The following is a 26,998-nucleotide window of genomic DNA, read 5'->3' as shown; positions in this document are numbered from 1 at the left end:
AGCAGGCTGCTTCGGAACCCCGGAGCGATAATCCGCTGTGTCGGGCTGAGAATCTGTCCGTCCTGGAGGAGTCGGGCGCCAAGATCCGGTGTGCGGACCTTACCGCCGCCAGTGATACTCCAGCTCCGGCCGGCCGCGGGTGCCGTAGCGGGGAGTGCGCAGCACCGCGCGCTGGTCACCCAGGTGCTCCAGGTACCGCCGGACGGTAATGCGCGACATGGCCAGCGCCGCCGACACCTCGCTGGCCGACATCGGCGCGGCCGCAGCCTTCAGCAGCTCCGAGACCGCTTCGAGGGTGTCGGGGGAGAGCCCCTTGGGCAGCACCGCCGGCACATTCGGCCGCAGCGCGGCCAGGGCGCGGTCCACCTCGGACTGGGTGGCCGAGACACCCTGCCCGGCCAGGTTCAGATGGTATTCCCGGTAGGAGGCGAGCTTGGCGCTGAATGCCGAGTAGGTAAAGGGCTTGATCAGGTACTGCGCGATGCCGGCTGACATCGCGCTGCGCACGACGGCGAGATCCCGCACCGCGGTGATGGCGATGACGTCGGCAGGAACTCCCGCCCCGCGGATCCGGCGCAGCACGTCCAGCCCGTGCAGGTCCGGCAGGTTCATGTCCAGGAGAATCAGGTCGACGGCGGGCTCCGTGCCCTGTCCCGGCCCGCTGTGCCCCGGCAGGCCGCCGTCGGACGCCGTGCCGCTGCGGCCGGTGGCTGAGGCGTTCAGGAAGGTGATGGCGTCGGTGCCGGTGTGCACGACGCCGGCCAGGGCGAAGCCGGGACTGCGCCGCACATATTCGGCGTGGGCCTCGGCGACGATGCCGTCGTCCTCAACCACCAGGACGGTGATGTTCCGTTCGGCATTCACCGCTGGACCGCCGCAGCATTGGAAAGAGGAGCGGCGGAAGGAGACAGGCCATCCGGCCCCGGGAGGGGAAGCAACACGGTGAAGGCCGCACCGCACCCGGGCTGTCCGCCCGGATCAAGGCGCAGGGTTCCGCCCAGCCGCAGCACCGCCTGGCGCACCAGCGGCAGACCGATGCCGCGGCCGGTCGCACCGGTGCCCGACGGCAGCAGCACCAACGGATCCTTGGTGCTGAAGCCTTGGTCAAAGACCCGCCCGGACACCAGCTCCGGAATGCCCGGCCCGTTGTCCTGCACCGTGATCTCGAACCAGTCCCGGGAGTGGTCTCCGGCCAGCGCGAACCGGGTATCCACCGCGGCGTCCGGAAGGCCCTGGACCGCGTCGAAGGCGTTATCGATCAGGTTTCCCACAATCGTCACCAGCTCACCCGGGTCCAGCTCCAGCGGAACATCGGAGCCGGCGTGCGTCAGATCCACGGCCAGGCGGATGCCGCGCTCGCGGGCCTGCGCCGACTTGCCCGTCAGCAGCGCGGCCAGGGCGGGCTCACCGACGGCGGCGACGACGTCGTCGGCCAACTGCTGCGACCGCTCCAGGTCGCGGGTGGCGAAGTCCAGGGCGTCGCCGTGGCGGTTGAGCTCAATCAACGAGACCAGCGTGTGCAGCCGGTTGGCGTGTTCATGGGCCTGGGCCTGAAGGGCATCGGTCAGCGTGCGCATGGACTGCAGTTCTCCGGTCAGGGCTTCAATGTCGGTGTGGTCACGCAGGGTGGTCACGGTGCCGAAGCGCCTTGCCGCCGGAGCGGCCCGCTTCGCGCTGCGGCTGAGCGGGCGGAGCCGGCCGACGCCGTCGGGACCCGGCGGAGCGAGGGCGGGGGACTGGTTCACCACGAGGATGCGGTCCCGAGCAAAGTGGAACTCATCTTCGGCAGTCCGACCCTCGTGCAGCAGGGCCGCGAGCGGACCCGGCAGCCCCAGGGCCCTGGTATCCCGAGGCCTGCCGCTTCCGCCGGGTTCCAAGCCCAGCAGTTCGGCGGCCTGGTCGTTGTAGAGGACGAGTTCGCCGTCGTTGTTCAGCAGCAGCAAACCTTCGCGCAGTGAATGCAGGGCGGAGTCGTAGAACGTGAACATGCTCTGCAGCTCATCCGGCCGGCGGTCCTGAGTGGTGCGCCGCAGGTAGCGGCTGAGCAGGTAGGAGGCGAGGGTGCCGCAGACCAGTGCCCCCAGCGATGTCAGGACCACCGCGGGCAGCTGGGCGTTCCGTGCGACGGCGACACGGTCCACGGTGATGCCCGCCGCGACGAGGGCGGTGACTTCCCCGTCCGGCCCGAGGACCGGAACAATGGCCCGGACCGACGGCCCCAGGGTTCCGGCGTAGGTCTCGGTGAAGGACTGTCCGTCGAGCGCCTGGTCCACGGAGCCGAGGTAGGCCTTGCCGATCTCATCTTCGCTGCGGTGGGTGAACCGGGTGCGGTCCGGCGCCATGATGGTCAGGAAATCGATGTGGGCGGCGTCCATGACGGCCCGGGCGAAGGGCTGCAGGGAGCTGCTCGGATCCGCGGCGGCTGCCGACTCCAGCACAAACGGATCTGCGGCAACGGTGCCGGCCACGGCAAGCATCCGGTCGCCGGTCTCCTCGTAGCTGTCCCGCTCGGCCTGGAGATAGAGCGCCAGCGAAAGCCCGAGCGACAGGCACACGAGAAAAGCCAGCTGCCCGATAAGCAGCCGGCTGGCCAGGCTCCATTTCCGCAATTAATTTCCTTTTGCTCAAAACAATTGAGAACAGTATGAACACAATGGTGACAGCCGTCACAGCTCCGGATGACGATGAATGCGAATGACTTACGTTCCCGGCGATTCCCGTACGGCTCCGCGCATAGCGAGAACCGCAGTCTCGGTGCCGCCCAGGGAGAGATCAGCAACCAAGCCTAGGAGCAGCACACATGGCATCTGCCACTATTCCCAAAGGCGTCGACTCACCGAAGAGTCCGCGCAAGAAGGACAGAACACACTTTTTGTACATCGCAGTAATTCTCGCGGTGGTGCTCGGCGCCACCCTGGGCCTGGTAGTGCCTGACTTCGCCAAGGAGCTGAAGCCGGTCGGCACCGCCTTCATCGGCCTCATCAAGATGATGATCGCCCCCGTCATCTTCTGCACAATTGTCCTCGGCATCGGCTCGATCGCCAAAGCAGCCACAGTGGGCAAGGTCGGCGGTCTGGCCCTGGGCTACTTCATCGTCATGTCCACCTTCGCGCTGGCCATCGGCCTGGTCGTCGGCAACCTGATTGACCCGGGCGAGGGCCTGAACATTGCGGGCAGCGCCGCCGACGCCCCGAAGGTCGCCGAAGACGCCGAAGGCATGGCCGGCTTCCTCCTGAGCATCATCCCCACCACCCTGCTGGCCTCGCTGACCGGCGAGAGCATCCTGCAGACCCTCTTCGTGGCGCTGCTGGTCGGGTTCGCCCTGCAGAAGATGGGCTCCACCGGAGCTCCCATCCTCACCCTGATCGGACAGATCCAGAAGCTGGTTTTCCGCATTCTGGGCATGATCATGTGGCTGGCGCCCATCGGCGCCTTCGGTGCGATCGCCGCCGTCGTCGGCGAAACCGGCATCGAAGCGATCAAGAGCATGGCAGTGCTGATGATCGCCTTCTACGTCACCTGCGCACTGTTCATCGCCATCGTCCTCGGCGGCGTGCTCAAGCTCTGCACCGGCGTGAATATCTTCAAGCTCATGCGCTACCTCGGCCGTGAATACCTGCTGATCTTCTCCACCTCATCCTCCGAGGTTGCACTGCCCCGCCTGATCGCCAAGATGGAACACCTTGGCATCTCCAAGCCGGTGGTGGGCGTGACCGTACCCACCGGTTACTCCTTCAACCTGGATGGCACTGCCATCTACCTCACGATGGCCTCACTGTTCGTGGCCTCGGCCATGAACATGCCGCTGGAAATCGGCGAGCAGATCTCCCTGCTGGTCTTTATGATCATTGCCTCCAAGGGTGCTGCCGGCGTCACCGGCGCCGGCTTGGCAACACTGGCCGGCGGACTGCAGTCGCACCGTCCGGACCTGGTGGAGGGCGTCGGCCTGATCGTCGGCATCGACCGCTTCATGTCCGAAGCCCGCGCGCTGACCAACTTCACCGGCAACGCCGTCGCCACCGTCCTGATCGGCACCTGGACCAAGGAAATCAACAAGGAACAGGTCAACGCCGTGCTGAACCGCGAACGCCCGTTCGACGAGTCCACCATGGATGACGGCCACGCCGAGCCCGCTGCTCCCGCAGCCGAGCCGGAACTGACAACTGCGGCCACCCGCTAGGGTTCCCGTGCAGTAACACCCGTGCCGGGACCGGAGCTGAAGCTCCGGTCCCGTGCCGCAGGGCGCTCCCGCAGTATTTGGGGGGGGGCGCCCTGCGGCGTTTCGGTGCCGTTTGCGGGTGGGCGGAATGAGTTGCCGAGAAGTCTGTCGAGGGCTCCGCGCGGCGCTCATAATTGCAGTATCACCCTGTGCAGCCCCTTCCACGGGTTTCACAGGTACCCGCCGAAGAGCCCGGGACTTGGGGGATGCACGGCGGATTGCGCGGCGGAAAAAGTGGACATCCGGCCTTGAGGACCACGCCCGGGGGAGGCGCAACCCCGGGACTGCAACTTAGGAGTGATCAAATTGCTGAAGGACCTCAACACTATGGCCGTCCTCCCTGCGGCGGATATGACCAGGGCCAGTAATTTCTACCGGAACGTGCTTCAACTGGATCCGCCGGACAGCATGGACGAGGAAAACCTCCTTTTCCACTGCGGGGACGGAACAACCTTCCTGCTCTACAAGACCGACAATGCTGGCAGCGCCAAGAACACTGCGATGGGGTGGGAAACCAGTGACATCGAGGGCGATATGGCCAACCTGCGGAGCCGCGGCGTCGAATTCGAGGACTACGACTTCCCTGGACTGACGACGGAAAACGGCCTTGTGGTCATGCCCGTGGGAAAGGCTGCCTGGTTCACCGACACCGAGGGCAATATTCTCAACCTCTTCCAGCGCGGATAGCGTCAGCCTGGAGGCAAGGCTCGGGCCGGCAAGGCGTGGCCCCGGCCGGAAATCCCTCCGGTTTGGTAGATCCCTCCGGTTTGGGATAAATCGACCGGTTCGGTGAATCCCTGCCACCGCGGATCGGCAGGGATCAACCAAAGTGGCAGGGATCTACCGAACCGGCAGGGATTTCCCAAAGTGGCAGCAGAAATTAGCTGCCCCGAAAGACATGGCGGCTTTCGGGGCCGCGAAGTCACCATGCCTGCCCGTTCGGCGCACGAGTCCCTCGCCAAGTCACCAAATGTGCACCCTGGGAGCTACTTTTCGCCCATCGAACCATCTAGGGCGCACGGGTTCCCACTGTTTGTGCACTTATGAGGCTGGTGTGACCACAGGGGCAACACCAATGCTCAAAGAGTGGGAACCAGTGCGGAAGGGAATCCCGACCATCAGTTGTGGCTATCGCTCAGTCCCTAACCCCAGGCATCCGGCCCTAGAGCTCCTTGCCCGCCGGCTGAATCCCTCCGGCCGACTAAAACCCTCCGGTTTGGTATAAATCGACCGGTTTGGAAGATCCCTGCCACTGCGGATCGGCAGGGATCTTCCAAAGTGGCAGCAAACCGGAACGCGACGAGACCCCGATCGGAGCCAGTGACAGGGACGGGTTCAGAAGCTGGATTCGCAGGTCTGGCGAAAACGAAGCCCGGGTCCATGCGGATCAGGGAAAGCTTCGGGTCCATGCGGATTCGGGAAACTCCGGGAAAGTTCCGGGAAAGCTCGGGGAACCGGCTCGAGGAACCGGCGCGGGCAGCCAGCTTGGACGGCCCCCGCGAGCCGTCCGGGGGAGGACATGCTGCGAACGGCGCACCCCGTCTGCACCCGTCTCCACCCCGCCTGCACCCAAGGTTCGACCTCTAGCTGAGAGTCAAGGCTCGCGGCGCTCCGCGGCGCCGATTCGCCGTATAGGTGTTGCACGGTTGTAATCTTGACAAGGACAGCCCGCATGAAAGCTAGAGACGGAAGCGTGGATTATTACGTGAGCAGCGATCAGAGTTCAACAACTCTGCAGGACGCAACACAGGACGCAGTCGATTCCGTTATGGGACCGACCGGACGCCCGCTGACGGAATTCCCCGAAGCTCCGGTACTCAGCTCCCACGGTCCGGCCCGGATCATCGCCATGGTCAACCAGAAGGGCGGCGTGGGTAAGACCACGTCCACCATCAACCTCGGTGCCGCACTGGCCGAAGCCGGCCGCAAGGTTCTCCTTGTGGACTTCGATCCGCAGGGCGCGCTTTCCGCCGGACTGGGCACCAATCCGCACGAACTGGACCTCACGGTCTACAACGTGCTGATGGACCGCAAGGTGGATATCCGCGAGGCGATCCACCAAACGGGCATCGAGAACATCGACCTGCTTCCCGCCAACATCGACCTCTCCGCCGCCGAAGTGCAGCTGGTCAACGAGGTTGCCCGCGAGCAGGTCCTGGAACGCGCTCTCCGCAAGGTCGCCGACGACTACGACGTCATCCTCATCGACTGCCAGCCCTCCCTGGGCCTGCTGACGGTCAACGCCCTCACCGCGGCGCACGGCGTCATCATCCCGCTGATCTGCGAGTTCTTCGCCCTGCGTGCCGTTGCCCTGCTGGTGGAAACCATCGAGAAGGTCCAGGATCGGCTGAATCCGGGGCTGCAGATCGACGGTGTCCTCGCCACCATGTACGACGCGCGTACCCTGCACAGCCGCGAAGTCATCTCCCGCCTGGTGGAAGCGTTTGGCGACAAGGTCTTCGAAACAGTCATCAAGCGGACCATCAAGTTTGCAGACGCCACCGTGGCCGCCGAGCCGATCACCACCTACGCGGGCAACCATCCCGGCGCTGATTCCTACCGCCGCCTCGCCAAGGAACTGATCTCCCGCGGCGGCGCCCCCTAACGCTCGTGGAACCCAGTTCCGCCCCGGCCGGCACCGCAGCATCACCGGCGGGGCCGGCAGATCCGACAGTCCCGGCCGGCACAGCACCCGGCACAGCACCCGGCACAGCACCCGACCAGGAATCCGCCCCGGCTGTCCGCGGCGGATTCCGGGTCCGGCTGCAGAACTTCACCGGACCGTTCGATGTCCTGCTGGGGCTGATTTCCAAGCACGAGCTGGACATCACCGAAATTGCCCTGGCTGCCGTCACCGACGATTTCATCGGCTACATTCGGGACCTCAACGCTGACGGTCAGTCCTGGGCCCTGGATGAGGCCAGCGAATTCCTGGTGATTGCTGCCACACTCCTGGACCTGAAGGCGGCCCGGTTATTGCCGGCCGGAGACATTGACGACGCCGAAGATGTCGCCTTGCTCGAAGCGCGCGACCTGCTGTTCGCCCGGCTCCTGCAATACCGGGCATTCAAGCAGATCGCGGCCATCCTGGATGCCCGGCTGGTCGATGAAGCCGAGCGCTTCCCCCGGCAGGTTGCCCTCGAGCCGCACTTCGCCGCCATGCTTCCGGACCTCATCTGGCGCACCGGCCCGGAGGACTTCGCTGCCCTGGCAACCAAGGCGCTCACTCCGCGGGAACCGCCGCCCACCACCGTGGGGCTGGCCCACCTGCACGCCCCCAAAGTGAGCGTGCGGGAACAGGCAGACATCGTGGCACATCGGCTGATGGCCGCGGGATCGCTCACCTTTACGGCATTGGTGGACGACGCCGCCAGCTCGGTTGCGGTGGCCCGTTTCCTGGCGCTCCTGGAATTGTTCCGGGACGGTGCCGTGTCCTTCGACCAGCCCGATCCGCTGGGCGAGCTGCTCATCGCCTGGGCAGCGGCACCCGGCGCCTGGCCGGTGAAACCCGGAAGGAATCCCGGGCACGAGCCGGCCGACATTCCCGAGTCCTTGGAGGAGCATGCAGCAGAACCCAGCAGGTGAGGCCGAAGCGCCTCATTCCGCACCCGAAGAGCTCAGGGCCGCGGTCGAAGCGGTGCTGATGGTGGTCGACGAGCCGGTCACGGCAGCGGAGCTCGCCGTCGTCCTGGATGTCCCCGCCGCCGCCGTCCAGGACACCCTGACGGAATTGCGGCGTGAGTATGACGGTTATACTGGGGGAGGACCCGGTGGCACAGTACGTGGTTTTACTTCAAAGCGAGGTTTTGAACTGCGGGATGTGGCCGGCGGCTGGCGGATCTACTCCCGCGCCGAGTTTGCACCCGCGGTCTCGAAGTTCGTCCTGGGCAGCCAGAGTTCACGTTTGACTCAGGCAGCCCTGGAAACCCTGGCAGTGATTGCCTACCGGCAACCTGTATCCAGGGCGCGGGTATCAGCCATCCGGGGCGTCAACGTTGACTCCGTTGCCCGGACCCTGGTCCAGCGCGGACTCATCGACGAAGCCGGTGTGGAAGCCGAGACAGGCTCAATGATGTACCGGACCACGCCGTACTTCTTGGAACGGCTCGGACTGGGCGACCTCAATGAACTTCCGCGGCTCGCACCGCACCTGCCCGGGCTGGAAAACCTGGCTGAATTTGAAGACACTACTTACTAACCGCTACACCCGAAGGACTTTTGATGACACAGGCACCCCGCTCCGGATCCGGATCAGGCCGCAACAACCCGCGCAGCGGGGGAGCAGCCGGCGGCAAGTCCTTCGGCAAGGGCTCCAAGCCTGCCGGCTCCCGCACCGGTGCTCCCCGCGCCGGCGGCCGCTCCGGCGGACCCCGCGACTCCGAAATGAGCGCCGGTGAGTTCCGCGCCAACGGCTACCGTGCCCGCGAAGAAACTCCGGAAAACCGTCCCGCGAAGTTCCGCTCCGCTGCCTCGAAGGCCTTTGACGGCAAGGGCTCCGGCGCCTCCAAGCCCGCCGGCTCCGGCCAGTTCAAGCCCGAGGGCTACAAGGCCGGCGCGCCCAAGTCCGCCAAGCCGTACGGCACCAAGGGCGGCGGTTCCTCCCGCACCGGCGGGCCCCAGGCCGGTCAGCGCAAGGCCGGAGACCGCGCGTTCCGCAACGAACGCTTCGGGCAGAACCTGGGAGCGGTCAAGAAGACCAACACCCGCCGCCCGGCCAAGCCCACCATCTCCGAGCACCACGACCCCGAGGGCATCCGCCTGCAGAAGGTCATGGCCCAGGCCGGCGTCGCCTCCCGCCGCGTCTGCGAAGACATGATCCGCGAAGGCCGCGTAGAGGTCGACGGCGAAGTCGTCACCGAGGTCGGCGTCCGCGTGGATCCGCAGAACGTCACCGTCCACGTCGACGGCATGCGCCTGCAGCTGGACGAGAACCTGAAGTACTACGTCTTCAACAAGCCCAACGGCGTGGTCTGCACCATGGACGACCCCGAGGGACGCCCGTGCATCAGCGACTTCCTGAAGAACACCAACAAGCACGAGCGCCTGTTCCATGTGGGACGCCTGGACACCAACACCGAGGGCCTGCTGCTGCTGACCAACGACGGCGAGCTGGCCAACCGCCTCACGCACCCGTCCTACGAGGTTCCCAAGACCTACCTGGTGCAGGTCCGCGGGCCGATGGCCCACGGCGTCGGCGCCCAGATGCGTGAAGGCCTGGACCTGGAGGACGGCTTCGCCAACGTTGACTCCTTCAAACTGGTGGACTCCACACCGGGTCACCTGCTCGTTGAGGTTGTCCTGCACTCGGGCCGCAACCGCATCGTGCGCCGCCTGTTCGACGCCGTCGGCCACCCGGTCGAGCGCCTGGTCCGCACCCAGGTGGGGCCGATCCGCGTGAACGACCAGCGCCAGGGCAGCATCCGCGTGCTGGGCCGCACGGAAGTTGGCCACCTGCTGGCCTCCGTAGGCCTCTAGGCAGTGGGCGCGGCACAGGGTTCCGCCACGCACCTGACCGGTCCCGTCCTGGTGATCGGCACCGGCCTGCTCGGCACCAGCATTGGGCTGGGGCTGCGCGCGCAGGATGTCGACGTCGCGTTGTCGGACATCTCGCCGTCGACGGCGGCGGTGGCCCGGGACATCGGTGCCGGCCGGCTGCTCGAAGCGGTGGAGGAGGGCTTCGCGCCTGAACTCGTTGTTGTTGCCGCGCCCCCGGATGTCACCGCCTCGCTGGTTCGGCAGTCCCTCAAGGACTGGCCAGACGCCGTCGTCGTGGACATTGCCAGCGTCAAGGGCGCGGTCCTCGCGGACCTGCGCGCCTCCGGCGCTGACCTGAGCCGCTACGTGGGCACCCATCCCATGGCGGGCCGGGAAAAGTCCGGGCCGGTTGCCGCGCTCGGCGAGCTGTTCACCTCCATGCCCTGGGTCATCTGCGCCAGCGTTGAAAGCTCGCCGCAGGCGGTCAAGTGCGCGGAGGCGCTGGCCATTGATCTCGGTGCGGTGGTTTCGCGCATGAGCGCCGAGGACCACGACCAGTCGGTGGCCCTCGTCTCGCATTTGCCGCAGATCATGTCCTCGCTGGTGGCCAGCCGGCTGCAGGAGACACCCGCGCAGGCGATGGCGCTGGCCGGCAACGGCCTGCGCGATGTCACGCGGATCGCGGCGAGCGATCCCAAGCTGTGGGTGCAGATCCTGACCGGGAACGCTCCCCGGCTGGTGGAAATCCTCTACGGCGTGCGCGATGACCTGAACCGGCTCATCTCCACCCTGGAGGACCCGGTGGCCGACGGCGCCCGGCTGGACATGGCCCAGCTGATTTCGGAAGGCAACACCGGGCAGGCCCGGATTCCGGGCAAGCACGGCGCGCCGCCGCAGTCTTTCGTCAGCTTCACCGTCCTGGTGGATGACACTCCGGGGCAGATCGCCCGGCTCCTCACGGAGATCGGCGAGATCGGCGTGAACCTGGAAGATCTTCGGCTGGAGCATTCCTCCGGCCAGCAGGTGGGGCGGGCGGAAATATCCGTGCTGCCCAGCCGCGTGCACAACTTGGTGCATGAATTAAGCGCCCGCGGGTGGAAGGTAGTGGAGTGAGCACAGAACGTAATCCGGCCCTGTTCCGGCTGGGAAAGCCCCTGGTGGTGGCCATCGACGGTCCCTCGGGATCGGGGAAATCCAGCATCAGCCGGGAAGCCGCGCGCCGGCTTCATGCGGCGTACCTCGACACCGGGGCCATGTACCGGGCGGTAACGCTCTACTGCATGGAGGCCGGCATCGATCTCACGGATGCCGTGGCTGTTGAAGCCGCCACCCGCAACGCCGACATTGACCTCAGCACCTCCCCGGATGCCGAGTGGGTCCGCGTCAGCGGCCGCGACGTGACGGACGCCATCCGCGAGCCGTCGGTGTCCTCCTCGGTGAGTGCAGTCGCGACCACGCTGGGCGCGCGCGCCGAGCTGGTCCGCCGCCAGCAGCAGCTGATCGCCGACTCCGGCCTGCGGATCGTGGCCGAGGGCCGGGACATCACCACCGTCGTCGCGCCCCACGCCGAAGTGCGCATCCTGCTCACCGCCTCCGAGGAAGCCCGGCTTCGCCGCCGCGGCGTACAGCTGGGCGGCACGCAGAGCGCCGCGGCGCTGAAGGAACAGGTGCTCACGCGCGACGCCAAGGATTCCACAGTGGTGAATTTCCAGCAGGCGGCCGACGGCGTGGTCACCATCGATTCCTCCGACCTGGACTTTGAAGAAACCGTCCAGGCCGTGCTGGACGTGGTGTACGCCAGCACACACTAAGCCCCCACGGGGGATACACGGGGGATAACCTCGCGGACGTGCACCGGAAGGGCCAAATGCCCTGCCGGTGCCGTACGTGTTTCAATGGACAGGTGGAACTGCGGTGTTAGCACCCGCGGAACCCCTCAAAACACTTACCGGGCTGAACTGTCCGGCGACGGCCTGCTTGCAGTGCTGCAGACCTCAACGGAAAGAAAGCAAAAATGACTAACTCCTCATATTCCGGCACCGCCGGCGACGAGACGGGCCAGGAAGAGTACATTCCGGCCGGAGAGGACCAGGTTAACGAACGCCTGGCCAACATGGACGACGCCGAAGCCGAGCTGCGCGCCTCAACGCTGCGCTCCGGTCTGGACGACTACGAACTCGACGAAGACGACGCTGCCCTGCTGGCCGGCGGCTTCGACGAATACGACGAAGACGCGCCGCTGCGCCAGGATCCCGTCGTCGCGATCGTGGGACGGCCGAACGTCGGCAAGTCCACCCTGGTGAACCGCATCCTGGGCCGCCGCGAAGCCGTCGTCGAGGACACCCCCGGTGTTACCCGTGACCGCGTGGCCTACCCGGCCACCTGGAACGGCGTGAACTTCACGCTTGTCGACACCGGCGGCTGGGAGCACGACGCCCGCGGCATCCATGCCCGCGTGGCCGGCCAGGCCGAAGTTGCCGTCGACGTCGCTGACGCCGTGCTGCTCGTGGTTGACGCCACGGTCGGCATCACCGCCACCGACGAAGCCGTGGTGCGGATGCTCCGCGGCAAGGGCAAGCCCGTTGTCGTCGTCGCCAACAAGGTCGATGACATCCAGAACGAGGCCGACGCCTCACAGCTCTGGGGCCTCGGCTTCGGCGAGCCGTACCCCGTTTCGGCCCTGCACGGCCGCGGCACCGCCGACATGCTCGACGCCATGATGGACGTGCTGCCCGAGTACTCCGCCTACGGCGGACTGGACAAGACCGGCGGCCCGCGCCGCATTGCCCTGATCGGCCGCCCGAACGTGGGCAAGTCCTCGCTGCTGAACAAGCTGGCCGGTACCGAGCGCGTGGTCGTTGACGACACCGCCGGCACCACCCGCGACCCGGTTGATGAGCTCATCGAGCTCGGCGGCCGCACCTGGCGCTTCGTGGATACCGCCGGTATCCGCCGCCGCCAGCACATGGCCCAGGGCGCCGATTTCTACGCCTCGCTGCGTACCCAGTCCGCCCTGGAAAAGGCCGAGGTCGCCGTCGTGCTCCTGGCCGTGGACGAAGTCCTCAGCGAGCAGGATGTCCGCATCCTGCAGCTCGCCATCGAGTCCGGCCGCGCCCTGGTGCTGGCCTTCAACAAGTGGGACCTGCTCGACGACGAACGCCGCCGCTACCTGCAGATCGAGATCGAGCGCGACCTGGCCCACGTTGAGTGGGCCCCGCACGTGAACATCTCGGCCATGACCGGCTGGCACAAGGACAAGCTCGTTCCCGCCCTGGACACCGCTCTGGAGAGCTGGGACAAGCGCATCCCCACCGGCAAGCTCAACGCCTTCCTGGGCGAGCTCGTCGCGGCCCATCCGCACCCGGTGCGCGGCGGCAAGCAGCCCCGCATCCTCTTCGGCACCCAGGCGTCCTCCCGCCCGCCGAAGTTCGTGCTCTTCACCACCGGCTTCCTGGACCCGGGCTACCGCCGGTTCATCACCCGCCGCCTGCGTGAGACGTTCGGCTTCGAAGGCACTCCCATCGAGGTCAACATGCGTGTCCGTGAAAAGCGCGGCAAGATGAGCCGCTAGTCCCCGTGGTGCCCCGGAGGCCGGTGTGGCCTCCGGGGCGTTCCCGATTCGGGAAAGCGGCAGCAATGATGTAGAGTATTCGAGTTGGTTCGGCCGGAAACAAACCGGTCGAGCAGCGGGTTGTGGCGCAGCTTGGTAGCGCACCTGACTGGGGGTCAGGGGGTCGCAGGTTCAAATCCTGTCAACCCGACAAATAGCCCGGCGGAACGAAAGTTCTGCCGGGCTTTTGTCGTTTAAAGTGCCGTAAAGCAACCTAGTCATCGCCTCCGAAAAAGCCGCCGTCAAGGATGCGGTTATATCGCAGACGGAGTGCCCGCTCCGTGCTCGCTGCGAGCGTTGCCAGGACAAGCCCGATGTTCGCTGTAGCCGGAAGGGTGAAGGGGCTGTAAAACGTGCCCACGTTCTCCGCGATGGGTGGGAACAGCGTGATCTGTTCGACGGCCTGGGGCACGCCCAGCACGAGTGCGAACAAAAGGACGATCACCGACGCGGCGCCCACACCACGGCTCAGCGCCGGGTTGGTTTGCTGCAGGCGGGCACGCCGGCCTTCGGCCGAGGCGGGATCAGGTACCAGCTGCTGTTCCGAGCCGTCATGCCTTACGTAGTGGCTGCGTTTGAGTCCGAAGCCGCTGACCTCAACCTCGATGGTTCCGCCCGGCACCGGGAATGATGCAGGGAGCGAAGATTGGGCTCTATTGATGCCGTTGCGGTAGAGCCGCACATATGCCTCCCCATCCTCATCACCGCCGTGCCGAACATCAACGGACCAGGTCTGCAGCTCCCCGTCTTCGCCGGAGAGGTGCAGGTGCAGCAGGGAACGGGTGAACAGCTGCCACCAGCGAAAGCGCGGCAGCGTATGGCCGTCTCCTGGCTTCAGTGTCTTATGCGGTGCCATGGTGTTCCTTTCAGAGGGCAGCCCGGACCCCGGGGAGGTCCGGGCTGCCACTGGTTTAGACCCCGACGACGAAGGTAAGGGCCGCCCAGAATGACACGGTGGCGACGGTCGTCCAAAGGACGATCGCCACCCCCTGCCAGAGCAGTACCCAGCCTCGGGAGGTTCCGCCGGCGACGAGAATCGCGGAGGTGAACTGGGTCGGGATCGCGAGCGGACCCAGGATGCTCGCGCCGGGGACGCCGAAGCGGACGAGCCACTTCATGAAGCGCTGCCGGCCCTTGGACTCGGGCTTGGCCGGAGCCGTCTCCTCGAGCACAGTGGCACCGCCGGCACCCGGGGAGGCCGGGACGCGCGCAGCGCCCAGAGGCATCTCGACTCGGCCCCTGTTGCGGTTCGTGACGGCCGTGCGGGCCCGCGACGTGAAGAGCACCACAAGGACCACGCTCAGGAAATTGCCGACGGCGGCGGCGATTCCGGCAACGATAGGGTTGAGGCCGCCGAGTAGGCCGATCACGGAGGCCCCCTCGGTCTCGATGAACGGAACGGCCCCGGCCAGCATCACGATGAAGGGCCGGACGATCTCGGGGACCTGAGCCGCAAGCTCCTGGAAGTTGATGACTAGTTCCTGAATAGGGTTCATGATTTGGGACCTCTTTCTGGTGCGGGTGGTGGATTAGTGCGATTTTGAACCTGCCCCAACAGAAACCGTGTCTTCAGATTCCCACCGGCGGAGGTGCCTTCGCGTCGGTGGAAGTCGCTGCGTTTCCGCCGGCTTCTGCCTACCGGCTTGGGTCTGATCGACTTCGTTTGCGTGGGTGGGAATTGCCTAATGCGGGTGGGAATGGCCTAATAGGTGCCGACAAGCTGTGCGGCATGCTGTGAAGGGAGCGGCACTGGTGGAGTTCCTGGGTCGGCGCGCCGAGCGCGCAGCAGTCGATAACCTCCTCTCCCGGGCACGGGCCGGGCTAAGCGGGGCAATCGTGGTGCGCGGGGAAGCGGGTATCGGTAAAACGGTGCTGCTGGAGCACGTCAGCGGCGCGGCGGAGAGCTCGGGGTTCCGGGTGGTGTCCTCGGTCGGGGTGGAGTCCGAGACGCAGTTCGCTTTTGCCGGCCTGCATCAGTTGTGTGCACCTCTCCTGGACCACGTTGGTGCCCTGCCCGAGCCGCAGCGGACCGCTCTGGGCGTGGCGTTCGGGCAGCAAAGCGGTACGGTTCCGGACCGGTTCCTGATAGGGCTGGCCAGCCTCAATCTGTTGGCCGAGGTCGCCGAGGAAGGGCCCCTGCTGTGCCTGGTCGACGATGCCCAGTGGCTGGACGAGGCCTCCGCCCAGGTCCTCACGTTCGTGGCGCGGCGGGTGGCGGCCGAGCGGATGGCGCTGGTGTTCGCGCTGCGGGACCCCACCGACCGCGACATGGGCATGTTCGACGGTATACCTGTCGTCTGCCTGGGCCGGCTCGACGAGACCGACGCGCGGGCATTGCTGGTCGCGGCCGTCCACGCACCACTGGACAGCGGGGTGCGCGACCGTGTCATCGCCGAGGCCTGTGGCAACCCTCTGGCGCTAATGGAGTTGGCCCGAAGCGCGCCGGCGGCATGGCTGGCCGGCGGGTTCGAGCTGCCCGAGCTGCCGGGCACCACGCACCGGATCGAGGACACCTTTCGGCGCCGCTCAGAGAGCCTGCCAGCGCCGACGCAAGCGTTACTGCTGGTCGCCGCGGTCGATCCGACCGGCGAGGTGGCGCTGCTGCGCCGTGCGGCCGCGCACTTGGGGATCGACCTCGAAGCGGCCGGGTTCGCGGAAGCCGCCGGACTTCTGGCGATCGATACCCAGGTGCGGTTTCGTCATCCCCTGGTGCGTTCGGCGATTTATCGGGCGGCCACCCCGCTGGAGCGTCGCCGTGCGCACGGCGCGCTGGCTGCCGCCACGGATTCGGACGCAGACCCTGAGCGGCGCGCCTGGCACCGCGCGCAGGCGGTGCTGGGCATGGATGAGGATGCCGCCGCTGAGCTGGTGCGCTCGGCCGGCCGGGCGCGGGCCCGCGGCGGGCTGGCCGCTTCAGCGGCGTTCATGGAGCAGGCGGCCAAGCTGACCCCTGATCCTGCCGTCCGTGCGGGCCGGGCGCTGGAGGCTGCGCATGCCAAGCAGGAGGCTGGTGCGTCCGAGGCTGCCTTGGAACTGCTGAGGGTCGCCGGGGCCGGTCCGCTCGATGCCTTACAGCAGGCACGCCTTGAACTGCTGCGCGCCCGGATCGCGTTTCATCTCGTGAGGGACGGCGACGGGCCTGGACTGTTGCTGGACGCCGCCCGGAGCCTCGCCCCGCTGGATCCGGCGCTGTCCCGCGAGACCTACCTGCACGCGCTCGAAGCGGCGATTGTCACCGGCAACTTCAGCCGCGGCCGTACCATCCCGGAGGTTACCGAGGCCGCCCGGACGGCGCCAGCCCCGACATGGCCGCAGAGGCCGGTGGATCTGCTGCTTGATGGGCTGGTGGCGACGTTCACGCAGGGTTATACGGCCGGCGTGCCGGGACGGCGGAGGGCGTTGGAGGCCTTCGTTCACGAGCCGGATGCTGACGCGGTGGACGGCACCAACGGCTGCCGATGGGGGTGGCTCGCCAGCCGAACTGCGATGTCGGTGTTCGACGACGAGTCACTTCACTCGCTGGCAATCCGTAATGTCAGATTGACCCGGGAAGTCGGCGCCCTGGCCACACTCCCGGCCGCGCTTCTCGGCCAGTCCATCATGCTGGTGCTCTCCGGTGAGCTCGCCCGGGCTGCCGAGCAGAACGCATTCGCGACAGCGACCGGGGCTGTGCCTTTGCTCCACGCGCAGCTCGCCCTCTCTGCCTGGCGCGGCCGTCCAACCGAGACCGCCGAGGTCCACGCGGCCATTGTCCGGAAGGCCGGACCTGCGCACGACACCGAGGGATCCTTGGCGCAGTACGCCATGGCCGTGCTGCACAACGGTTTGGGTGATTACCCTGCGGCTTATGCCGCGGCGAAACGGGCCTTCGAATCCGAAGCGTGGAGGTTCAACAACCTCGCCCATTCTGAATTTATTGAAGCGGCCTGCCGTTCCGGCCGGCCGGAGAGTGCGGCCGAAGCGCTGGAGCAGCTCACCTCCCGGGCCCTCGCCAGCGGCACCCCGTGGGGGCTCGGTCTGGCGGCGCGTTCACAAGCACTGAGCAGCACCGGGCCGGCCGCCGAAGAGCAGTACCGCGAGGCGATCGAGCAGCTCGCCCGCTGCCGGATGGCCTCCCATCTGGCCCGCACCCACCTCGTCTACGGCGAGTGGCTTCGCCGTGAGGGTCGTCGGCAGGACGCCCGCGAACAGCTCCGCACCGCGCACGGGCTGCTGTTGGACATGGGCGCGGAGGCGTTCGCCGCCCGCGCGGCCCGCGAACTGCGCGCCACCGGCGAGCACCCGCGCAAGCGGACCGCTCAGCCGGCCGATGCGCTCACTGCCCAGGAGGTGCACATCGCGCGTCTGGTGGCCACCGGCGCAACCTCCCGCGAAGTGGCTACAGAGCTCTTTCTCAGCCCCCGCACGATTGACGCCCATCTGCGCAGCATCTTCCGCAAGGTCGGTATTACCTCCCGCCGGCAACTCCGGGAGCTGCCCCTTCCCCGATGACCCGTGGCTCTTTGCAGCACAAGGGATCCAGTGGGCTGCCGCTTAGTCGATCCGGCGCCGCGATCGAGGACGGGGATCCTCGTCTGCCGGTTCACTGTCCCCGTGGCGGGCGGCGTAGCGTTCTCCGATGGGACCCGCCGAGATGCCGTGCGCGAGCACGCTGAGCAGCACGGTGAAGGTGACGGCTGAAATTGCGGTGCCGACCACCTCCGACCCGCCGAGCTCCTGAATTGCCAGGAGCGCGAAGACGATCGAGGCGAGGCCGCGAGGCCCGAACCATCCGCCCGTGGAATTGGTGGCCCCCACGCCCGCGACTGGTCCGGGCGAATCAGCTCAGCATCAGCCGCATCAGCCAGCGCGTCCTGCCGCCGGATTTCGACGTCGTCTCCAGCACGCGCTCGAAACCTGCCGCTTCAAACAGTCCGGTCGTGCCCGTGTAGGCGAGGGCGGCGCTGATCCGGCTGCCGCCGGGGTCGATGGGATAGCCCTCCAGTGCCGGAGCGCCGCGGGACCGGGCGTACTCGATGGCGCCGTCGAGCAGATGACGTGAGATGCCCCGGCGGCGGAACGGGGGCCGGACAACGAAGCACACCACACTCCACACCGGGATCTCGTCCACGGTCGGAATGGTCCGTGAGCGCGTCAGCCTGTGGTGGCTGGCGCGAGGGCTGACCGAGCACCAGCCCGCCGGCTCACCGTCGTCGTAGGCAATGACTCCGGGCGGTGTGCCCTCCTCCGCGCAGCGGCGAAGCCGGGCCGGACGTTCCGGACCGGTCAGGGCGTGGAACTCCGCGCTGGGAATCCGGTAGCTCAGGCACCAGCACGCGTCGGATTCCGGACTTCCCGGTGACAGGATGGCTGAAACGTGTTCGAACCGGTCGGCCGTGGCCGGATGCACCTCAATCATCACCGCTCCCGGGACCCTGGCGGGAGTGCGGTCACGGCGTCGAAGCCCCGAAGTGCCCGGGCGACAACGTCACGGGGACTGTCGGCGGCGTCGTGCAGCGCCCACCAGGCCAGGGCCTCGGAGACCGTCGTCTGCACAGCCGCCCCCATCACCCGGGGCGTGAGGCTGCCGGCCGGCGAGCCCAGCCTGGCGCCAATGAATTCGGAAATTTCCTCCCTCCACAGCTCGTAGGTCTCCGTGCGGGCGGCCCGCAGCTCGGGCGTCGTGGCGATCAGCCGGAGGCGGGCCCGATCGACCGGGATTTCCTCCTCGTTCTGGTCAAAGACAGCCACAACGACGGCGGTGATCGCCTCGATGAGGGGCAGCTGGCGGTCGGCGTGACGCAGTCCCCGGCCGAGGGCCTCCAGCGAAGTCTCGATGCCGCCCCAGACGATGTCCGCCTTCGCCGGGAAATAGCGGTGCAGCGTCCGCACGCTGACTCCCAGCTCGTTGGCGATGCGGCTCATGGAGGACTGCTGGTATCCCAGGCGCAGGATGACTCCGAACGCCTTGGCGCGCAGATCCGCGGTGTCGGCCAGCGGGGGCCGGCCCCGCCGCGGTGGATCTTCCATCGGATGCACGCTACCTGTTCCTCTCCGCCGCTCTTTAAGGCATACTCTGTCACAATCTTGTTCCCGGTGGCAGCCAGAGCGCTGAACCGCACATCTCAATGAGGAGAAGCAGTGAACGCAGCAGGCAGCAACACTGACCGGTTCGACGTCGTCGTGGTGGGATTCGGCGGTGCCGGCGCAGCGGCGGCGATCGAGGCCGCTGACAACGGGGCGCGGGTCCTGGTTCTGGACCGTGCCTACGGCGGCGGCGCGAGTGCGCTGTCCGGCGGTGTGGTGTACGCCGGCGGCGGCACGGCACAGCAGCGCGAAGCCGGCTACGACGACGACCCGGAGAACCTGTACGCCTACCTCAGGCAGGAGGCACGCGACGCCGTCGACGAGTCCACCCTGCGCCGGTTCTGCGAACAGAGCCCGGGGATGATCACCTGGCTCGAAAAGCAGGGCGCATCCTTCGCGGGAAGCGTTCCTTCCTACAAAACGTCCTACCCCACCGACCGGCACTACCTGTACTACTCCGGCAACGAAAAGGCCTACCCGTACAACGAGTCCGCCCGGCCGGCACCGCGCGGCCACCGAACGGTCGCGAAGGGACTGGCCTCCGGCAAAGTGCTGTGGACAAAACTTGCCGAGTCAGCGGTGCGCAAGGGGGTCACTTTCATTCCGCTGGCCCAGGTGACCGATCTGATCATCGAGGACGGCGCCGTCGTCGGCTTGAAGTACCGCGTGCTGGACGAGTCCCATCCGAACGCTGCGGAGCATCGCAAGCTGACCAAGCGCTCCGGGAAGATCGGCAACTTTGCCCCCGACCTGGTCAAGAAGACGGTGACAAAAATAGAGCGGCTGTGGGACGGCGGGGCGGAGGCGCGGGAGGTGCGGGCCCCGGCCGTCATCCTGGCCGCCGGAGGGTTCATTTACAACAAGGAGTGGGTGGCGAAGTATGCTCCGCAGTTCACGAAAATCTCGCCGCTGGGCACGCCCGCCGACGACGGCGCCGGCATCACCCTCGGTGTGACCGCCGGGGGAGACGTGGCACGGATGGGCAACGTCACCGCGTGGCGGTTCCTGTCACCGCCCAGTGCCTTTATCGAGGGCATCACCGTGGGCCTGGACGGACAGCGGATCCAGAACGAGGACCTGTACGGCGCAACGCACGGGGATGTGATGATGCGGAACTTCGGCGGCAAGGGCTGGGCGGTGTACGACGCCGTGAGCTGGGACAAAGCGCGGCGCCAGTTCTGGTCGCAGACCCAGATCTTCCAGAAGCTGCAGGTGATCTACCTGTTTGCGCTCGGGCACAAAACGGCCAGGACCGTCAGCGCGCTCGCGGCGAAGATCGGCGTGGACCCGGACGGGCTGCAGAAAAGCGTCGATGTGTACAACGCCGGCATAGCCTCCGGCCAGGGCGACCCCGCGCACAAGGCCCCGGAGCTCTGCCAGCCGATCCTGAAGCCGCCCTTCCGCGCCTTCAACATCTCGGACGACTCCTCACCCTTCCTGCCCATCCCGGGCCTGACGCTCGGCGGCCTTCTTGTCGACGGAGCATCAGGGCTTGTAAAACGGGAGGACGGGACACCGATTCACGGCCTGTATGCCGCCGGACGCAACGCGGTGGGCGTGTGCTCGAACAGCTACATCAGCGGTCTTTCGCTGGCCGATTGCTTCTTCAGCGGCCGGCGGGCAGGCGCCCACGCAGCTCTGCAGGCAACCAAACCGGGAGCATCAGCGGCCTAGGAGACGGAGGTCCGGCACATGGGCCCCAGAAGGAAACGGCGACGCCGGATGGCGGGCTTGGCGGCCGCGGCCCTCGCCTTCACGGCGCTGCCCGGCTGCACCGCCGAACCTGACGGCCCCGGGGAGCGGACCTCCGCGTCCGCTTCGCCGGGGTCGTCCCTCGGTGCCGCGGAACTCGGCGAACCCGAGGTCCTCGCTGCCGGCCTCGACGCACCCTGGTCGATCGCCTTCCATGAGGGAGTTCCGCTGCTCAGCGAACGCGACTCCGGCCGGATCCTGGAACTCGACCATGCGGGAGCCGCCCGCGAGGTGGCGGTGATCGATGATGCCGCCGGGCGGGGAGAAGGCGGGCTCCTTGGCATAACCGTGCGGGACGGGTTTCTCTACGCCTACTTCACCGCGGGCGGCGAGAACCGCATTGAGCGCCGCGAGCTGACCGGCGGATCCGGCTCGCTGGCCCTGGGCCCCGCCGAGACCGTTTTGGAGGGCATTCCGTCCGGCCCCATCCACAACGGCGGCCGGATAGCGTTCGGGCCCGACGGCATGCTGTACGCCGCCACCGGAGACGCCGGCGGACGCGGCAGCGCACAGGACCTTGACGCGCTTTCGGGCAAGATTCTGCGAATGACCCCGGACGGCGATGCTCCGGAAGACAACCCGTTCCCCGGGTCCCTTGTCTACAGTTATGGACACCGCAACCCGCAGGGCATCGCCTGGGACAGCGCCGGCACCCTCTACGCCAGTGAGTTCGGGCAGAACACCTGGGATGAATTGAACGTGATTCGGCCCGGCGGGAACTACGGCTGGCCCGAGGTCGAAGGGATGGCCGGCGAGGATGGATTCACCGACCCGTTGCAGCAGTGGGAGCCGGGGGAGGCCAGCCCCAGCGGCATAGCGGTTGCGGGCGGGGCAATCTTCATCACGAATCTCCGCGGGGAACGGCTGCGGGAGGTGCCCCTGGATGACCTCGGCAGCTCAGCCGAACACCTGGCCGGCGAGTACGGGCGGCTCCGGGACGCCGTCACCGCCCCCGACGGCAGGCTCTGGATTCTCACCAACAACACCGACGGCCGCGGCACCCCGGGGGCCGGGGACGACCGCCTCCTGGTTCTCAGCGTCAAACAGGGCGGCTGAGCCCGGGGGGAGGCACCCCGCGGAACGCCGTCGTGCCGGCAAAGAAGTTCTTCCGCCGCCCACCCGGCGCCCGTACGCTCGACTCCGGATCCTGCGTGCCGTACTGTCCCGGTCCAAGCAATGGAACGGAGCGCGGCCGGCATTCCCGGTGCGCGCGGTGGGAGGGCACCATGAACGGTGACGTGGGAGCATCCGGAAAACCGCTGAGGGGCGTCGCCCGCAAGGTATCGCTGATTGAGCCATCCTCCGCCGGGTTCGTGATTCTGGCGGTCTCCACCGGGGCCTGGAAAATTCCCCTGCCGAGGCGGGGTGCGGAACGCAAGCGGGCGCTGGCGAGGCTGTCCGGCCGGGCCGAGACTCTGCGGGGAGCGCCTGAGGTCCGTTCAGCGACGGTGTTCGCGGGGCTCGTGCGTCCGCCGGGCCAACCGCGGGAGGGGCAGGGCGCCGCTGCGGCGTACGACGTCGTCCTCCTGGTGGAAACCGACTCGCCGGCCCGCGCCCGGGAGATCGCCGACGGCATCACCGCGGAGAACCCCGCGGCTTCGAACTCGGTCCGGCTGGTCATCGCCGGTTCCAACGTCCGCAGGATGGGCCCGGTCGATCCCCGGTCCGGGGGCGTGTTCCTCTTCAACTTCTTTACCGGTCCCAGTGCGCACGCGACGCTCGACGCCTGGCAGTACACGGCTGGCTGGTTCGAACAGGAGACCGGCCTGGACAACTCGACGGTCATCCTTCCCGACGAGGCAAGCCACTCTCCGTTCCCCATCATCAATCACTGCCGCTGGGACACCCTGCGGCAGGTGCTGCCTGTGCTGATGTTCAAACGCTCCTTTCGGTACTTCGTGCTGGCGACCTTCAGCGCGGCCGGTGTAATGCCGCACCCGATTCTCTACCGGGTGCACTCCTGAAGCAGGAAACGCTGGGACTGCCGCGCCCCGGAAAGGAAGCATCATGAACCAAATGCTGCGGATCGACGGATTTTCGATGTCACTCGACGGGTACGGTGCCGGCCCGGACCAGAGCCTGGCCAATCCCCTTGGCGTCGGGGCGGAACCGCTCCACGACTGGATATTCGCCACGCGCACGTTCGCTGACCGTTTCGGAATGGACGGCCGCGGCGAAGGCATTGACGATGGCTTTGTCCGCGCTCAGTTCACTGACATCGGCGCCTCCATTATGGGCAGGAACATGTTCGGACCGGTGCGCGGGCCGTGGGCCGGTGAGGAGACCTGGAACGGGTGGTGGGGAGAGGACCCTCCCTACCACCACCCCGTGTTCGTGCTGACGAACCACCCGCGGGAGCCAGTGGAAATGGACGGCGGCACCACGTTCCACTTTGTCACCGGCGGAATTGAGGAGGCCCGGCAGCGGGCGCTGGCCGCAGCAGAGGGCAAGGACGTATGGATTGGCGGGGGAATCAGCACGATCCGCCAGTACCTGCGGGCAGGGCTTATCGACAGGATCCACCTCGCCGTCATTCCGACCCTGCTCGGCAGCGGTGAACGGCTGCTGGACGACATTGCCGGCCCGGACGGCAGCATCCCGTACTACGAGCCCACCGGGATGACGGCCGGCGAGAACGCCGTGCACATCCAGCTGGCCAGGGCGGAACCGGAACACGGTCAGCAACCATCCGCTTGATGCCCCGGGGGACCGCTGAGAGATCCGGACGGCGGTTCGCACATCAGTTGCCTCCGCACGGGCAGCTGAATCCCGTCGACCGCCGGTCGCGTGTGGGGTGCATCACGATATGTCGCGGCGCAGGCGGATCCACGGCGTAGTTGCGTAGGCTCGGAGGTCAAGGTGGTCGTCATGAGGGGTGAGTGTGTCCAAAGTTATCCGCACGGCACCGTTGCTTGGCCCCGATCCACTGCGGCGGGGGAAACGCCGGCGGAACAACACGGTGCTCATCGCGGCCCTGGCCGCCGCGCTCCTGGTCAGCATGGTCCTCGGCGTGGCGATCGGCCCGGTATGGATTGAACCGCGCGACGTGCTGCGGGTGGTGTGGAGCCACCTGACCGGTGCGGGTGCGCCCGGGGCAGGCTCCGTTGCCGATGTCATCGTCTGGGATGTGCGCCTGCCCCGCGTGCTCATGGGCGTGGCAGTGGGCGCCGGGCTGGCCGTCTGCGGCGCGGCCCTGCAGGCCATGGTCCGCAACATGCTCGCCGACCCCTATCTGCTCGGCATCAATTCAGGTGCTTCCGCCGGCGCCGCGGCAACCATCCTGTTCGGTTTCGGAGCCGGTCTGGGGCAGCATGCCCTGGCCGGCAGCGCCTTCATCGGTGCGCTCGCAGCGTCACTGCTGGTCTTTGTTGTGGCGCGCGCCGCCGGCCGGATTACTTCGGTCCGCCTGCTGCTGGCCGGAGTCGCGGCCGGATACGCACTGTCCGCCCTCACCAGCTTCCTGATCTTTACCTCCGGCTCGGCCGAGGGCGCCCGCTCGGTAATGTTTTGGCTGCTCGGTTCCCTCGCCCTGTCACAGTGGGGGACACCGCTGGCCGCCCTGGGGGCCGTCGTTGCGTTCACGACTGCAATCCTGGTCCTGTGGGCGCGCCGGCTGGATGCCCTGGCCATCGGCGACGAAACAGCGTTGGCTCTGGGCGTGCGGCCGACACGGTTCCGAACCCAGCTGCTCGTCCTCGTATCCCTGTGTACGGGCTTCATCGTGGCAGCTGCCGGCAGCATCGGATTCGTCGGCCTCGTCATTCCCCATCTGGCCCGCCGCCTTGTGGGGGCCGCTCATGCCTGGTCCATACCGGCCGCCGCCCTGCTGGGCTCGGTCTTCCTCCTTTGGGCCGATCTGCTCTCGCGCATGCTGCTGCAACCGCGCGAGCTGCCCGTCGGCATCGTGACCGCAATGCTTGGGGCTCCGTTCCTGCTCTGGCTCGTTCGCCGAATGCGTCCCGCTGCATGACCCAGCAACCCACCAGCACCAGAAGAGGCACCATGTCCCGTTCCCTCAGCACCCGCGCCGGTACCCTCGTCACGGCGGTCGTAGTGACGATCGGCCTGTCCGGCTGCGCCGCGGAGGACCAAGAGGGAAACGTGCCTGCCGCCGCTGCCGGCGGAAATTACCCGGTCACTGTCGAGAACTGCGGCACGGAAGTCGTCTTCGAGCAGCGGCCGGAACGGGGAGTGCTGCTGAGGTCCGCCGCGGTGCCGTACCTGCACGAGCTTGGAGTGCTCGACGACGTCATCACTGCGCGCGCCGGCGCCTACCCCCGCGGCTACTACGACGACAAGACATGGGCTGAGCTGGAGCAGATCCCGATGCTCAGCGACGAATTGGATGCCTCCGGACATCTGCAGATTTCCAAGGAAGCCGTCCTGGCACAGCGGCCGCAGATCGTCCTGGGGGAGGCAGCGAACGTCAGCCGGGACTCCCTGGCGGCTGCCGGCATCCCGCTGATGGAGGAACCCGGACTGTGCCCCGTGCCGCCGGCAGACCCGTCCTTTGACGGCATCTTTGAGCAGATGCGCACCTACGGCAGCATCTTCGACGTCCCGGAGGAAGCCGAGGCCGCCGTGACGCGCCTGGAAACGCAGCTGTCCGAGGTGCTGGCGGACGTCGATCCGAACGAGAAACGCACCGCGGCCGTCCTGTATCCGACGATCGGCGGGGGCGTTCCGTACGCCTATGGAACGTCGTCCATGGCCCACCCGCAGCTCGAGGCGGCCGGATTCACCGACGTCTTTGCCGACGTCGAGGAACGCGTCTTCGAAGTGACCGCCGAGGAACTGGTCGGCCGCAATCCGGACGTCCTGGTTCTGCTCTATTCCGACGGGGATCCGGTGAAGGTGAAGGAGTCGGTCACCGGACTGAACGGAGCCGGCGCGATCGGCGCCGTCCGAGAGGACCAGATCCTCGTGCAGCCCTTCAATTTCACCGAGCCGTCGAGTCCGTTGGTGATTGACGGCCTTGCCCGCATTGTGGAGCGGTTTCAGCGGTGATTTCCGCCAGCGGGGTGGGCTTCGCATTCGGCGACCGCGCAGTGCTGGAGGCTGTCGATTTTGACGCTCCGCACGGGCAGGTCCTTGGTCTCGTCGGGCCCAACGGGTCCGGCAAGACCACGCTGCTGCGCACCCTGTACTCCTCGCTCGCGGGCAATAACGGAACGGTGCTGATTGACGGGGAGGAACTTACGTCGCTGTCGGCGCGCGAAATCGCCCGGCGGGTCGCCGTCGTCGTGCAGGAGGTTTCGGCTGACCTGCCCCTGCTGGTGTCGGACATGGTGCTGCTCGGCCGGACCCCGCACCGCTCCGGGTTCGGTCGCAGGGGCCCCGCCGACGAGCAGATAGCGGCCTCGGCTCTGACCCAGGTGGGTGCGCTCCAGCTGGCCGGTGAGGCGTTCGACAGCCTGTCGGGCGGTGAGCGCCAGCGGGTGCTCATCGCCCGTGCCCTGGCCCAGGAGACGACGCATCTTCTGCTGGATGAACCGACCAACCACCTGGATGTGCGTTACCAGCACGAGGTGCTCGACCTGGTCCGGTCCCTGGCCGTGCGGGAGGAGCGGACCGTCATCGTTGTCCTGCATGATCTGAACCTTGCGGCACGTTACTGCGACCGGATCCTGCTGCTGGAAGCGGGCCGGGTGGCAGCCGCGGGCACGCCGGATGAGGTCCTGGCGCCGGAGCACCTGGAACCGGTCTACGGCGTCTCCGTCCGCCGGCTTGAACTCGAAGACGGCTTCCAGCTGGTCTTCCGGCCCCTCAAATCGTTGACCCCGGCTCCAGGCTCAACGCCGGTTCCGACGCCGGTTCCGACGCCGGTTCGGGTGCCCGGGCCGCGGGCCAGGAGCACCTGACTGCGAACCGCTTGC

General features: G+C 67.2%; 24 protein-coding genes and 1 tRNA gene. 18 read left to right on the top strand and 7 right to left on the bottom strand.

Annotated elements, in window-relative coordinates; translation table 11 throughout:
• Window positions 1–99: 99 nt before the first annotated feature.
• Both QNN99_RS13815 and QNN99_RS13810 read right to left on the bottom strand, forming a co-directional pair.
• The gene (locus tag QNN99_RS13815; RefSeq protein ID WP_229967089.1) at window positions 100–864 is read right to left on the bottom strand and encodes a response regulator; all 765 of its coding nucleotides are present in this window, start codon (window positions 862–864) and stop codon (window positions 100–102) included.
• On the bottom strand, window positions 861–2,609 hold the full coding sequence (locus QNN99_RS13810; protein WP_229967088.1) for a sensor histidine kinase: 1,749 nt from the start codon (window positions 2,607–2,609) through the stop codon (window positions 861–863). The genes QNN99_RS13815 and QNN99_RS13810 overlap by 4 nt, the downstream gene beginning before the upstream one ends.
• Window positions 2,610–2,800: 191 nt before the next feature.
• On the opposite strand from QNN99_RS13810, the gene QNN99_RS13805 reads away from it, so the two are divergent.
• The 10 genes from QNN99_RS13805 to QNN99_RS13760 all read left to right on the top strand — a co-directional run bounded on the left by QNN99_RS13805 (window position 2,801) and on the right by QNN99_RS13760 (window position 13,455).
• A complete protein-coding gene (locus tag QNN99_RS13805; RefSeq protein WP_229967086.1) occupies window positions 2,801–4,180 on the top strand; it encodes a cation:dicarboxylate symporter family transporter in 1,380 nt (459 codons plus the stop codon).
• A gap of 345 nt (window positions 4,181–4,525) precedes the next feature.
• Entirely contained in the window at window positions 4,526–4,906 is a 381-nt protein-coding gene (locus QNN99_RS13800; protein ID WP_229967084.1) for a VOC family protein, read from the top strand.
• Window positions 4,907–5,924: 1,018 nt separating this feature from the next.
• Window positions 5,925–6,824, top strand: coding sequence for a ParA family protein (locus QNN99_RS13795; protein WP_229967083.1), 900 nt, complete (start codon window positions 5,925–5,927; stop codon window positions 6,822–6,824).
• Window positions 6,825–6,829: 5 nt separating this feature from the next.
• Complete coding sequence (locus QNN99_RS13790; RefSeq protein WP_442860532.1) at window positions 6,830–7,804, top strand: segregation and condensation protein A; 975 nt, start codon at window positions 6,830–6,832, stop codon at window positions 7,802–7,804.
• Window positions 7,782–8,417: an SMC-Scp complex subunit ScpB gene (gene scpB / locus QNN99_RS13785; RefSeq protein ID WP_229967081.1), complete on the top strand. Its 636-nt coding sequence runs from the start codon at window positions 7,782–7,784 to the stop codon at window positions 8,415–8,417. The genes QNN99_RS13790 and scpB overlap by 23 nt, the downstream gene beginning before the upstream one ends.
• 23 nt (window positions 8,418–8,440) lie before the next feature.
• Complete coding sequence (locus QNN99_RS13780; protein WP_229967079.1) at window positions 8,441–9,694, top strand: pseudouridine synthase; 1,254 nt, start codon at window positions 8,441–8,443, stop codon at window positions 9,692–9,694.
• A gap of 3 nt (window positions 9,695–9,697) precedes the next feature.
• Window positions 9,698–10,807, top strand: a complete 1,110-nt coding sequence (locus QNN99_RS13775) for a prephenate dehydrogenase (RefSeq protein WP_229967077.1) — start codon at window positions 9,698–9,700, stop codon at window positions 10,805–10,807.
• A complete protein-coding gene (gene cmk, locus QNN99_RS13770; protein ID WP_229967075.1) occupies window positions 10,804–11,505 on the top strand; it encodes a (d)CMP kinase in 702 nt (233 codons plus the stop codon). The genes QNN99_RS13775 and cmk overlap by 4 nt, the downstream gene beginning before the upstream one ends.
• A 203-nt stretch (window positions 11,506–11,708) precedes the next feature.
• The gene (der, locus tag QNN99_RS13765; RefSeq protein WP_229967065.1) at window positions 11,709–13,265 is read left to right on the top strand and encodes a ribosome biogenesis GTPase Der; all 1,557 of its coding nucleotides are present in this window, start codon (window positions 11,709–11,711) and stop codon (window positions 13,263–13,265) included.
• Between the two features lie 116 nt (window positions 13,266–13,381).
• Window positions 13,382–13,455 (top strand) — tRNA-Pro (locus QNN99_RS13760).
• 63 nt (window positions 13,456–13,518) lie between these two features.
• Here QNN99_RS13760 and QNN99_RS13755 read toward each other — a convergent pair.
• Both QNN99_RS13755 and QNN99_RS13750 read right to left on the bottom strand, forming a co-directional pair.
• Window positions 13,519–14,160: a hypothetical protein gene (locus QNN99_RS13755; RefSeq protein WP_229967063.1), complete on the bottom strand. Its 642-nt coding sequence runs from the start codon at window positions 14,158–14,160 to the stop codon at window positions 13,519–13,521.
• A 55-nt stretch (window positions 14,161–14,215) separates the two neighbouring features.
• Window positions 14,216–14,800: a small multidrug efflux protein gene (locus QNN99_RS13750; protein ID WP_229967062.1), complete on the bottom strand. Its 585-nt coding sequence runs from the start codon at window positions 14,798–14,800 to the stop codon at window positions 14,216–14,218.
• Window positions 14,801–15,026: 226 nt separating this feature from the next.
• Here QNN99_RS13750 and QNN99_RS13745 point away from each other — a divergent pair, with 226 nt between their 5' ends.
• Window positions 15,027–17,795, top strand: a complete 2,769-nt coding sequence (locus QNN99_RS13745; RefSeq protein ID WP_229967058.1) for an ATP-binding protein — start codon at window positions 15,027–15,029, stop codon at window positions 17,793–17,795.
• A 42-nt stretch (window positions 17,796–17,837) separates the two neighbouring features.
• Here QNN99_RS13745 and QNN99_RS13740 read toward each other — a convergent pair whose 3' ends face one another.
• The 3 genes from QNN99_RS13740 to QNN99_RS13730 are packed head-to-tail and all read right to left on the bottom strand — an operon-like array spanning window position 17,838 to window position 19,313.
• Entirely contained in the window at window positions 17,838–18,101 is a 264-nt protein-coding gene (locus tag QNN99_RS13740; protein WP_229967056.1) for a hypothetical protein, read from the bottom strand.
• Window positions 18,102–18,123: 22 nt separating this feature from the next.
• Complete coding sequence (locus QNN99_RS13735; RefSeq protein ID WP_231712906.1) at window positions 18,124–18,702, bottom strand: GNAT family N-acetyltransferase; 579 nt, start codon at window positions 18,700–18,702, stop codon at window positions 18,124–18,126.
• The gene (locus QNN99_RS13730; RefSeq protein WP_229967052.1) at window positions 18,702–19,313 is read right to left on the bottom strand and encodes an acyl-CoA-like ligand-binding transcription factor; all 612 of its coding nucleotides are present in this window, start codon (window positions 19,311–19,313) and stop codon (window positions 18,702–18,704) included. Before QNN99_RS13730 ends, QNN99_RS13735 begins: the two co-directional genes overlap by 1 nt.
• A gap of 111 nt (window positions 19,314–19,424) precedes the next feature.
• Between QNN99_RS13730 and QNN99_RS13725 the strand changes: the two genes are divergently transcribed.
• From QNN99_RS13725 to QNN99_RS13695, 7 genes are all read left to right on the top strand, one after another.
• On the top strand, window positions 19,425–21,044 hold the full coding sequence (locus QNN99_RS13725) for an FAD-binding protein (RefSeq protein WP_229967050.1): 1,620 nt from the start codon (window positions 19,425–19,427) through the stop codon (window positions 21,042–21,044).
• A 48-nt stretch (window positions 21,045–21,092) separates the two neighbouring features.
• Complete coding sequence (locus tag QNN99_RS13720; RefSeq protein ID WP_229967048.1) at window positions 21,093–22,178, top strand: PQQ-dependent sugar dehydrogenase; 1,086 nt, start codon at window positions 21,093–21,095, stop codon at window positions 22,176–22,178.
• A 170-nt stretch (window positions 22,179–22,348) separates the two neighbouring features.
• Window positions 22,349–23,086 (top strand): hypothetical protein, encoded by a 738-nt coding sequence (locus QNN99_RS13715; RefSeq protein ID WP_229967046.1) that lies wholly within the window; start codon window positions 22,349–22,351, stop codon window positions 23,084–23,086.
• 43 nt (window positions 23,087–23,129) lie between these two features.
• A complete protein-coding gene (locus QNN99_RS13710) occupies window positions 23,130–23,819 on the top strand; it encodes a dihydrofolate reductase family protein (protein WP_229967044.1) in 690 nt (229 codons plus the stop codon).
• A gap of 184 nt (window positions 23,820–24,003) precedes the next feature.
• On the top strand, window positions 24,004–25,092 hold the full coding sequence (locus QNN99_RS13705; protein WP_229967042.1) for a FecCD family ABC transporter permease: 1,089 nt from the start codon (window positions 24,004–24,006) through the stop codon (window positions 25,090–25,092).
• Window positions 25,093–25,124: 32 nt separating this feature from the next.
• Entirely contained in the window at window positions 25,125–26,129 is a 1,005-nt protein-coding gene (locus QNN99_RS13700; protein WP_229967040.1) for an ABC transporter substrate-binding protein, read from the top strand.
• The gene (locus tag QNN99_RS13695; protein WP_229967038.1) at window positions 26,126–26,983 is read left to right on the top strand and encodes an ABC transporter ATP-binding protein; all 858 of its coding nucleotides are present in this window, start codon (window positions 26,126–26,128) and stop codon (window positions 26,981–26,983) included. The genes QNN99_RS13700 and QNN99_RS13695 overlap by 4 nt, the downstream gene beginning before the upstream one ends.
• The last annotated feature ends 15 nt before the right edge of the window (window positions 26,984–26,998 follow it).

Source organism: Arthrobacter sp. zg.Y820, assembly GCF_030125555.1.
In the GTDB taxonomy this organism is placed as follows: Bacteria; Actinomycetota; Actinomycetes; order Actinomycetales; family Micrococcaceae; genus Arthrobacter_B.
This window is presented reverse-complemented; position numbering and strand designations above follow the sequence as displayed.

Excerpts from the sequence above, each read along its gene's own strand:
- QNN99_RS13805 (WP_229967086.1), top strand. The coding sequence starts at position 2,801 with ATGGCATCTGCCACTATTCCCAAAGGCGTCGACTCACCGAAGAGTCCG.
- scpB (WP_229967081.1), top strand. The coding sequence starts at position 7,782 with ATGCAGCAGAACCCAGCAGGTGAGGCCGAAGCGCCTCATTCCGCACCC.
- QNN99_RS13780 (WP_229967079.1), top strand. The coding sequence starts at position 8,441 with ATGACACAGGCACCCCGCTCCGGATCCGGATCAGGCCGCAACAACCCG.
- der (WP_229967065.1), top strand. The coding sequence starts at position 11,709 with ATGACTAACTCCTCATATTCCGGCACCGCCGGCGACGAGACGGGCCAG.
- QNN99_RS13755 (WP_229967063.1), bottom strand. The coding sequence starts at position 14,160 with ATGGCACCGCATAAGACACTGAAGCCAGGAGACGGCCATACGCTGCCG.
- QNN99_RS13750 (WP_229967062.1), bottom strand. The coding sequence starts at position 14,800 with ATGAACCCTATTCAGGAACTAGTCATCAACTTCCAGGAGCTTGCGGCT.
- QNN99_RS13735 (WP_231712906.1), bottom strand. The coding sequence starts at position 18,702 with ATGATTGAGGTGCATCCGGCCACGGCCGACCGGTTCGAACACGTTTCA.
- QNN99_RS13730 (WP_229967052.1), bottom strand. The coding sequence starts at position 19,313 with ATGGAAGATCCACCGCGGCGGGGCCGGCCCCCGCTGGCCGACACCGCG.
- QNN99_RS13720 (WP_229967048.1), top strand. The coding sequence starts at position 21,093 with ATGGCGGGCTTGGCGGCCGCGGCCCTCGCCTTCACGGCGCTGCCCGGC.
- QNN99_RS13715 (WP_229967046.1), top strand. The coding sequence starts at position 22,349 with ATGAACGGTGACGTGGGAGCATCCGGAAAACCGCTGAGGGGCGTCGCC.
- QNN99_RS13710 (WP_229967044.1), top strand. The coding sequence starts at position 23,130 with ATGAACCAAATGCTGCGGATCGACGGATTTTCGATGTCACTCGACGGG.
- QNN99_RS13700 (WP_229967040.1), top strand. The coding sequence starts at position 25,125 with ATGTCCCGTTCCCTCAGCACCCGCGCCGGTACCCTCGTCACGGCGGTC.